This is a genomic window from Nosocomiicoccus massiliensis, assembly GCF_000438455.1.
GTDB classification, from domain to species: Bacteria; Bacillota; Bacilli; order Staphylococcales; family Salinicoccaceae; genus Nosocomiicoccus; species Nosocomiicoccus massiliensis.
Window position 1 is genome coordinate 1 of the sequence record NZ_CAVG010000026.1, and the last position, 7,650, is coordinate 7,650.

Sequence of the window (7,650 nt, forward strand, 5' to 3'; positions counted from 1 at the left end):
CATTTGAAGGTAACGTTTTAATAAAGTTCGAAATAAATTCCTCCTCATATCGATTACTAATATGTGTGAATATATAGTGTTTCACACGTAAATCTTTTTGAATACTTAACACGTCATGTATTTCAGAATGATAGTAACTATACGCCTTTTCGTATTCATGATCTAAAAATGTCGCTTCATGAACAACGCAGTCCGCGTCTTTTAGTAAATCGAAATATACTTCACTTTGAAGCGGTCGTGTATCTCCATGAATACATACTTTTCTCCCTTTTATTACAGGCCCTAAAAAGTCGTTCGTATCATAAATAACACCATCATGTACAAACGTATCACTATCTTTTATTTCACTATAAATTGGGCCAGGACGTATACCAATTTCTTTTAACTTTAGAACGTTTAACGCACCTTTTTGATCATTTTCTTTAAATATATATAAAAAACTTTCTATATTATGATCAAGTGTTTTTACCTCTATAGTAACATCTTTAATCGAGATAAAAGATCCATCTTCAATTTCCACTATTTCAACTGGATAATTCAATATTGTCTCACTTACTTGAAACGTCGTTGTTAACCATTCAGAAAGTCCTTTTGGTCCGTAAATTTTTAGTGGTTTACCTTCTCCACCTTGATGCGCACGGCTCGATAAAAAACCTGGTAAACCGTAAATGTGGTCACCATGTAAATGCGTAATAAATATATGGTTAATTTTAGATGGTTTAATAGACGTATTTAGTAAACGATGTTGAAATGCTTCTCCAACATCAATTAAAAAATATTCGTTGAGCTCATCAACCATATCTAAAATTATCGCTTGAGTATGTCGTTTTTTTGAAGGTAAGCCTGCCGCAGAACCTAATATATTAATATACATAGTAACCTCCATATAAAAGTAATCTAATTATATCATAGTCATCTTGTCTTTTAGACCCCTTCGTGGAATAATATATAAAGGAAAGTAAGGTGACATTATGGACTCTATTCAATTTATAGAACAGTTTATTGTATTCATAGAAGATCATTTACGTGAAGACATAGATTTCGATGAAGTGTTAATGGAAATGGATGTTGAATCGAAAAGTTTTTTAACGCTATTTACTGCTCTCGTTGGGATGTCTCCAGCAGACTATCAAAAACGCCGTCAATTAACTGAAATTGCTTTAGAAGTTTATGATGGTCATCGACGTTTAACAGATATTATAAAATACTATAACCATAAAGATTTAGCGCAGTTTAAAGATGATTATCAAAAATTCTTCGGTATAAGCGTGTATGATACTGATAAATTTATCGAAGAAATGCCTTTACAATACCGTATTTCATTTGAAATAAACCCTACGACAAAACGTGAACCTTTTTCTGAAACACGTTCACTTGATGGGTATCGATTAATTGGTGTCGAAGAATTTTTCAATATGAATAGTTATAATGAGAAAAAGAAAACTCGATACTTAAACTACTTACTAAATAGCGGTATTATTAGCGAAATATTAAAGCATAATAACGGACCAATTAAAGGGTTATTCGTAATGGAACGATATAGTTACGGAGAAATTCAAGTATTCGTCGGCACAGCATCAGATATGAATACACCTTTTACAACGACGTATACACCTAGTGGTTTATATCAAATTTTTGAGTCGGACGGTCAATTAGACGTCGAAACAAAAAACCTTTACGAGTATATATTTAGAAGATGGCTCGTAAAAGAGCACATCGATCTAGACTTAACATTTTCTATAGAATTAATAAAAGGACTTACCCACTCAATCGATGATTCAGTCATCATACAAGTATGGCAGTCCATAATTGATTAAAAAAGGCGACATATGTCGCCTTTTATTATTTAGTTGCTTGTAACTCAACCATTTTAATAATAAGTTCTGTGATTTTATATAATTCTTCGAGTGGCATTCTTTCTGATGTCGTATGAATCTCTTCATATCCTAAGCCTAAAATGACTGTGTCGATACCTTGTCCTACAAAGATGTTACCGTCACTGCCTCCACCTAAAGAAATAATATTGGGTTCACGACCAATTTTTACGGAAGCATCGCTTGCGAGTTTTACAGCTTCTGATTCTTCCTCTGAATGCAGTGCTGGATACATTAAGTCAATGTCAACATCGACTTCTCCACCGAGTTTATGCGCTGCTTTTTTAAATTCAGATTCAATATGTGCTGTTTGTTTTGCAAGACGATCCTCTTCTAAACTTCTTGCTTCAAGTAACACATATGCATAGTCTGATACGATGTTCGTCGCTTCCCCACCTTTAATAATACCAACGTTTGATGTCGTCATTTCATCGACGCGACCAAGTGTCATATTACTTATCGCTAGCGCTGCGATATTAATTGCAGATACACCGACTTCTGGTTCGATTCCCGCGTGAGCTTTTTTACCATGAATGTGTGCTTCAATTTTATTTTGTGCAGGTGCACGGTTTACAATTGTACCCACTTGACCTGTACCGTCTACTGCGTATCCTATTTTACTTTTAACAACTGAAGTGTCAAAAGCTTTTGCACCGACAAGACCTGTTTCTTCACCAACTGTTACGATAACTTCAATATCACCATGTGGGATATTATTTTCTTTAATTGATCGAATTGCTTCAATTACTGCAGCGATCCCTGCTTTATCATCCGAACCGAGAATTGTCGTTCCATCAGAATACATATATCCATCGCGAACTTCGGGTTTAACTCCGTTACCTGGCTTAACAGTGTCCATATGAACCATAAAACAAATCGGCTCTATTTCTTTATTTCCTTCTAGTGTAAAGAATAAGTTCCCTGCACCGTAACCTGTTTCAGATTGTGTATCATCTTCAAAACCTTTTAATTCAAGTTGATCGAACTCTTTAAATAAACGATTAGCTATCTCTCTTTCATCACCAGATTCTGAATCGATCATTACGAGTTCTTTTAATAGTTCTACTACTCTTTCTTTGTTCATTAATTACACTCCTAGTTGAAAATTATTACTTGAACAAGTAATATAAAATTATATAATTTGAGAAAATGAGGGTTCACAATATGCCGAAAAAAGCACAAAACATTATCATTTGGGCAATGATTATCTTAATCGTTGTTTCAGGTTTATTAATGGGATTAAGCTATCTCACAGCACTATAAGAAAAAGTGGTCCATCAATGGACCACTTTTTTTAAATGTCATCGCCGTGTTCCATAAACCATGCTTGCAGATCTGTAATGACACTCATGACATCGTGACCTTCAATTTCATGTCTCTCTATCATATCTACCACTTTTCCGTCTTTGAAAAACGCAAAACTTGGAGATGACGGTAAAAAGTCTGGTGTACGTTCACGAACTGCTTCAGTTGCATCTTTTTCTTGTCCGGCAAAAACTGTATATAAATGTGTTGGTTTTTTGTCGAAGTTTAGTGAGTGAATCGCTGCTGGACGTGCGATACCACCTGCACATCCACATACTGAGTTAATCATCACAAGTGCAGTACCTTCTTTGTCTAACGCTTCATTAACTTCTTCTGGCGTCAAAAGTTGTTCGTACCCAACATCTGTGAGTTCTTTTCTCGCATTTTCCACTAAATCTTCCATATATATTTTAAAATCTAAATCCATAGATAGCACCTCTTTACTGTAATAATTAAAGTGTAATGTTAAATATTTTATTTGTAAAGATTAAAGCGTTGTTTCACTATCAATAGACTCAATATTTTTCTTAACATCTTGTAAAAATTTACCTGCATCTACACCGTTCAGTACTCTATGATCGATAGATAAACAAAGGTTTACCATATATCTTGCTGCGAGCATTTCATCGATAAAAACAGGTTTTTTAACGATAGATTCAACTTGTAATATAGCAGCTTGTGGGTGGTTAATGACGCCTTGTGACTGAATAGAACCAAATGCGCCCGTGTTATTAATTGTAAATGTCCCACCGTGCATATCTTCCGAAGTTAGCGCATGTGTTCTGCCTTTTTCAGCAAGTTGTGCAAGTTTTTTTGCGATTCCTCGAATCGACAACATATCTGCATTATGAATGACCGGAACGTATAAGTCGTCATCAGCGGATACTGCGATATTTAAATTGATTGAATCGTGGATTTGAATAGAATCCTCTTGCCAACTGCTATTGAGTATTTTATTTGTATTTAGGGCTTTTGCTACTGCTTCTATAAAGAATGCAAAATAAGTTAATTTAATACCTTCAGATTTAAATGCATCTTTATATTTATTTCTTAAATGAACGAGCTCTGTTGCATCTACTTCAATCATCATCCAAGCATGTGGAATTTCAGTTTTAGATTTCACCATATTATTTGCGATTGCTTTTTAACACCGGTTAATTCTAGTCTAGAAGATTCACTAGTAGTTTTAATATCAGTCGATGGTTCATCTGTTTTTGGTGCTTCATTTTTCACAGGATTATCGATATACGATAAAATATCCTTTTTTGTAACACGTCCAAATTGTCCTGTACCTTCAACATTATCTAGATTAATGTTATGTTCTGATGCTAATCTCATCACGACAGGTGATATTCTTTTAATCTCTTTTTGTGTGTCTGTAATATTATTAACTTTTTTATTAGTTTGTGGTTGAGATTTTTGCTCTGGTTCTTTTTCATGAACTTTGTTAGATACCTTAATTTCACAAATTGGTGTCCCTACCTCTATTGTTTCACCAACATCTACGAGTATTCTTTCTATCACTCCTTCAAAACTAGAAGGGACTTCAGCTGTTACTTTATCGGTTAGAATTTCGCATAAAGGATCATACTCATTCACTTTACTTCCAGGCTCGACGAGCCACGCTTCTACTGTTCCTTCATGCACACTTTCACCGAGTTTTGGCATTTTAATGACTTCTATCAATCGTTTCACCTCTTTTAATGTTCTGCAAGTTCTTTCATCTTTTCATAGATTTTATCTGGATTCACCATAAAATAGTCTTCCATTGGTGGTGCATATGGCATCGATGGTACGTTAGGTGCGGCAAGTCTCATAACTGGTGCATCTAAATCGTAAAATGCATGTTCAGATATAATCGCAGATACCTCACTCATTACACTACCTTCTAAATTATCTTCAGTGACGAGTAATACTTTACTCGTGTCTTTAACAGATTCTATAATCGTCTCTTGATCGAGCGGGTAAATTGTTCTTAGATCAACAACTTTAGCACTGTATCCATCATTTTCTAATCGTTCAGCCGCTTCAATAACCATATGGACACATAACCCGTAAGTTATTACCGTGATATCTTTCCCTTCACGTTTTATATCTGCCTTACCAATAGGTACGACATGTTCACCTGTTGGTACGTCTTCTTTAAGTAAACGATATGCTTTTTTATGCTCGAAAAATAGAACAGGATCGTTATCACGTATTGCAGAAATAAGTAATCCTTTTGCATCACTTGGTGTAGAAGGTATAACAACCTTTAAACCAGGTGTGGAACTAAATACACTTTCAATCGATTGTGAATGATAAAGTGCCCCGTGTATCCCTCCACCAAATGGTGCACGAATTACAATTGGACAATGCCATCCATTATTAGAACGATATCTAATTTTAGCTGCTTCACTCATAATTTGGTTTGTCGCAGGTAATATATACTCTGCAAACTGTATTTCAGCAACTGGTCGTTTCCCTGCAAGTGACGCCCCAATTGCTGTACCGACAATTAAAGATTCCGCAAGTGGTGTGTCGAGCACTCGCATTTTCCCGTACTTCTCTTGGAGTCCAGCAGTTACTTTAAACACGCCACCTTTTTGACCGACATCTTCTCCTAGAACGAATACGTTCTCATCTTTGTCCATTTCATAGTCTAATCCGTCATGGATTGCTTCTAACAATGTCATCGTTTTTGTCATTATACTTCCTCCTCATATACGTGTTTTAACGCATAAGAAGGTTCTGCATACGGAGCATGTTCTGCTTCTTTTGTCGCGTCGTTAATAATATTTTTTACTTCTTCATTAATTACTTCGAACCACTCTTCTTCTATCGTAGTATTTTTTAATATATAATCTTTAAACGTGATTAAACAGTCTGTCTCTTTTAGTGTTTGTACGTGTGCTTTATCTCTATAAGAATCATCGTCATCTGAAGAGTGTGCACCGATTCTCGATACTAACGCATCAATTATCGTAGGACCTTCTCCGTTAATAGCTCGTGTTCGAGCAGTTTTTACAGATTGATATACTTCAAGTGGATCGTTCCCATTGATTTGTTCTCCGTGTATTCCGTATGCATGTTTTCGTTCTGATAAGTCATCGATATTGTACTGAAGTGATTTTGGTACACTAATCGCGTAACCATTATTTTCAATAAGGCATATATACGGTAATTGATGAACACTCGCAAAGTTTAGCGCTTCATGAAAATCACCTTGAGACGTAGAACCTTCACCAAGTGAAGTAAATGATACAGCTTCTTTACCATCCATTTTTAACGCATACGCAATACCCGCTGCGTGAAGTACTTGAGTTGTTACAGTTGATCCTTGAGTCACAATATTTAACTCGTAATCACTAAAGTGACCAGGCATTTGTCTACCACCACTAGACGTATCATCTCGTTTCGCAAATGCTGCAAGCATACTTTCTAAGGGTGTTGTCCCAAGTGTTGTTACCATTCCTAAATCTCTATAATATGGGTTTAAGTAATCTACTTTTTTCTTTAAAGCATATGCTGCACCGACTTGTGCCGCTTCTTTACCTTGACACGATACGACAAACGGAATTTTACCTGCACGGTTTAATAACATCATACGTTCATCAATTTTTCGTGTCGTTAACATTAAACGATACATTTCTTTTAAGTCGTCTTCTGTTAAATCTAATGTTTTATAATCTATCATTCGAATCTCTCCTTAAAAATGAATCCCTCTTTCGTCAATAAGTAATGCAGATTCCATAATACCTTCACTTATTGACGGATGCGCATGTACCGCATTATATAGTTCCTCTATTGAACTATTTAAAAATGATGCAAGCGATAATTCGTTGATAATTTCAGTAGCGTTTGGTCCAACAATCGATGCGCCAATTAACATATTATCTTTATCAGCAATTAACTTAACAAAACCTTCTCCGTCATTTTCGATAATCGCCTTACCAACTGCTTGAAGTGGTAATACGCTCACTTTATATTCGATACCTTTTTCTTTTAACTGATCTTCTGAAGGACCGACAACCCCTACTTCTAAATTCGTATATATACATCTCGGTACAGTATCATAATTTAGTGGTATTGGATTTAAACATTTAATATGTTCTACCGCAATCATTCCTTCTTTCGAAGCAACATGTGCGAGTTGATATGTATTTAATACATCTCCAATCGCATATATATGGCTATCTTCCGTTTGGAAAAATTCATTCGTTTCAATATAAGTAGTGAATTTTGCTTTCGTGTTGTTTAATCCGATATCATCGATATTAGCTTTACGCCCAATCGCAACAATTACTTGCTCGAAATTCAATGTTTCGTCGTTATACTCTATCGAAACACCGTCATTAACTGTAACAGTCTCATTACTAATTTTAAAATCAGTTATGATTTTTACGTTACTGTGTTCTAAATGTTTTTTAAGCGTACGAATCACGTCTTTATCTTCATTAGGAATAATATTTTGACTGCCTTCAATAATTGT

7 protein-coding genes and 1 pseudogene are annotated in these 7,650 nt (G+C 35.2%); 1 reads left to right on the top strand and 7 read right to left on the bottom strand.

Annotation, left to right across the window (positions count from 1 at the left end; genetic code table 11):
* A partial coding sequence (locus TJ68_RS01335) for an MBL fold metallo-hydrolase (protein WP_052327240.1) occupies positions 1–874 on the bottom strand: 874 nt, incomplete at its 3' end.
* Between the two features lie 97 nt (positions 875–971).
* Here TJ68_RS01335 and TJ68_RS01340 point away from each other — a divergent pair.
* Positions 972–1,817, top strand: coding sequence for a helix-turn-helix transcriptional regulator (locus TJ68_RS01340; RefSeq protein WP_040928322.1), 846 nt, complete (start codon positions 972–974; stop codon positions 1,815–1,817).
* A gap of 25 nt (positions 1,818–1,842) precedes the next feature.
* Here TJ68_RS01340 and TJ68_RS01345 read toward each other — a convergent pair whose 3' ends face one another.
* The 6 genes and pseudogenes from TJ68_RS01345 to TJ68_RS01370 all read right to left on the bottom strand — a co-directional run.
* On the bottom strand, positions 1,843–2,958 hold the full coding sequence (locus TJ68_RS01345) for a M20/M25/M40 family metallo-hydrolase (protein WP_040928323.1): 1,116 nt from the start codon (positions 2,956–2,958) through the stop codon (positions 1,843–1,845).
* Between the two features lie 210 nt (positions 2,959–3,168).
* Positions 3,169–3,606 (bottom strand): BrxA/BrxB family bacilliredoxin, encoded by a 438-nt coding sequence (locus tag TJ68_RS01350; RefSeq protein ID WP_040928324.1) that lies wholly within the window; start codon positions 3,604–3,606, stop codon positions 3,169–3,171.
* A 60-nt stretch (positions 3,607–3,666) separates the two neighbouring features.
* Positions 3,667–4,847, bottom strand: a pseudogene (locus TJ68_RS01355) (dihydrolipoamide acetyltransferase family protein).
* 32 nt (positions 4,848–4,879) lie between these two features.
* The gene (locus TJ68_RS01360) at positions 4,880–5,866 is read right to left on the bottom strand and encodes an alpha-ketoacid dehydrogenase subunit beta (protein ID WP_040928325.1); all 987 of its coding nucleotides are present in this window, start codon (positions 5,864–5,866) and stop codon (positions 4,880–4,882) included.
* On the bottom strand, positions 5,866–6,855 hold the full coding sequence (locus tag TJ68_RS01365; RefSeq protein WP_040928326.1) for a thiamine pyrophosphate-dependent dehydrogenase E1 component subunit alpha: 990 nt from the start codon (positions 6,853–6,855) through the stop codon (positions 5,866–5,868). The genes TJ68_RS01360 and TJ68_RS01365 overlap by 1 nt, the downstream gene beginning before the upstream one ends.
* 12 nt (positions 6,856–6,867) lie before the next feature.
* On the bottom strand, positions 6,868–7,650 hold a 783-nt coding region (locus TJ68_RS01370; protein ID WP_040928327.1), incomplete at its 5' end, for an FAD-dependent oxidoreductase.

What these genes read in the sequence shown, in the direction of transcription:
- TJ68_RS01340 (WP_040928322.1), top strand. Translation starts at nt 972, where the DNA reads ATGGACTCTATTCAATTTATAGAACAGTTTATTGTATTCATAGAAGAT.
- TJ68_RS01345 (WP_040928323.1), bottom strand. Translation starts at nt 2,958, where the DNA reads ATGAACAAAGAAAGAGTAGTAGAACTATTAAAAGAACTCGTAATGATC.
- TJ68_RS01350 (WP_040928324.1), bottom strand. Translation starts at nt 3,606, where the DNA reads ATGGATTTAGATTTTAAAATATATATGGAAGATTTAGTGGAAAATGCG.
- TJ68_RS01360 (WP_040928325.1), bottom strand. Translation starts at nt 5,866, where the DNA reads ATGACAAAAACGATGACATTGTTAGAAGCAATCCATGACGGATTAGAC.
- TJ68_RS01365 (WP_040928326.1), bottom strand. Translation starts at nt 6,855, where the DNA reads ATGATAGATTATAAAACATTAGATTTAACAGAAGACGACTTAAAAGAA.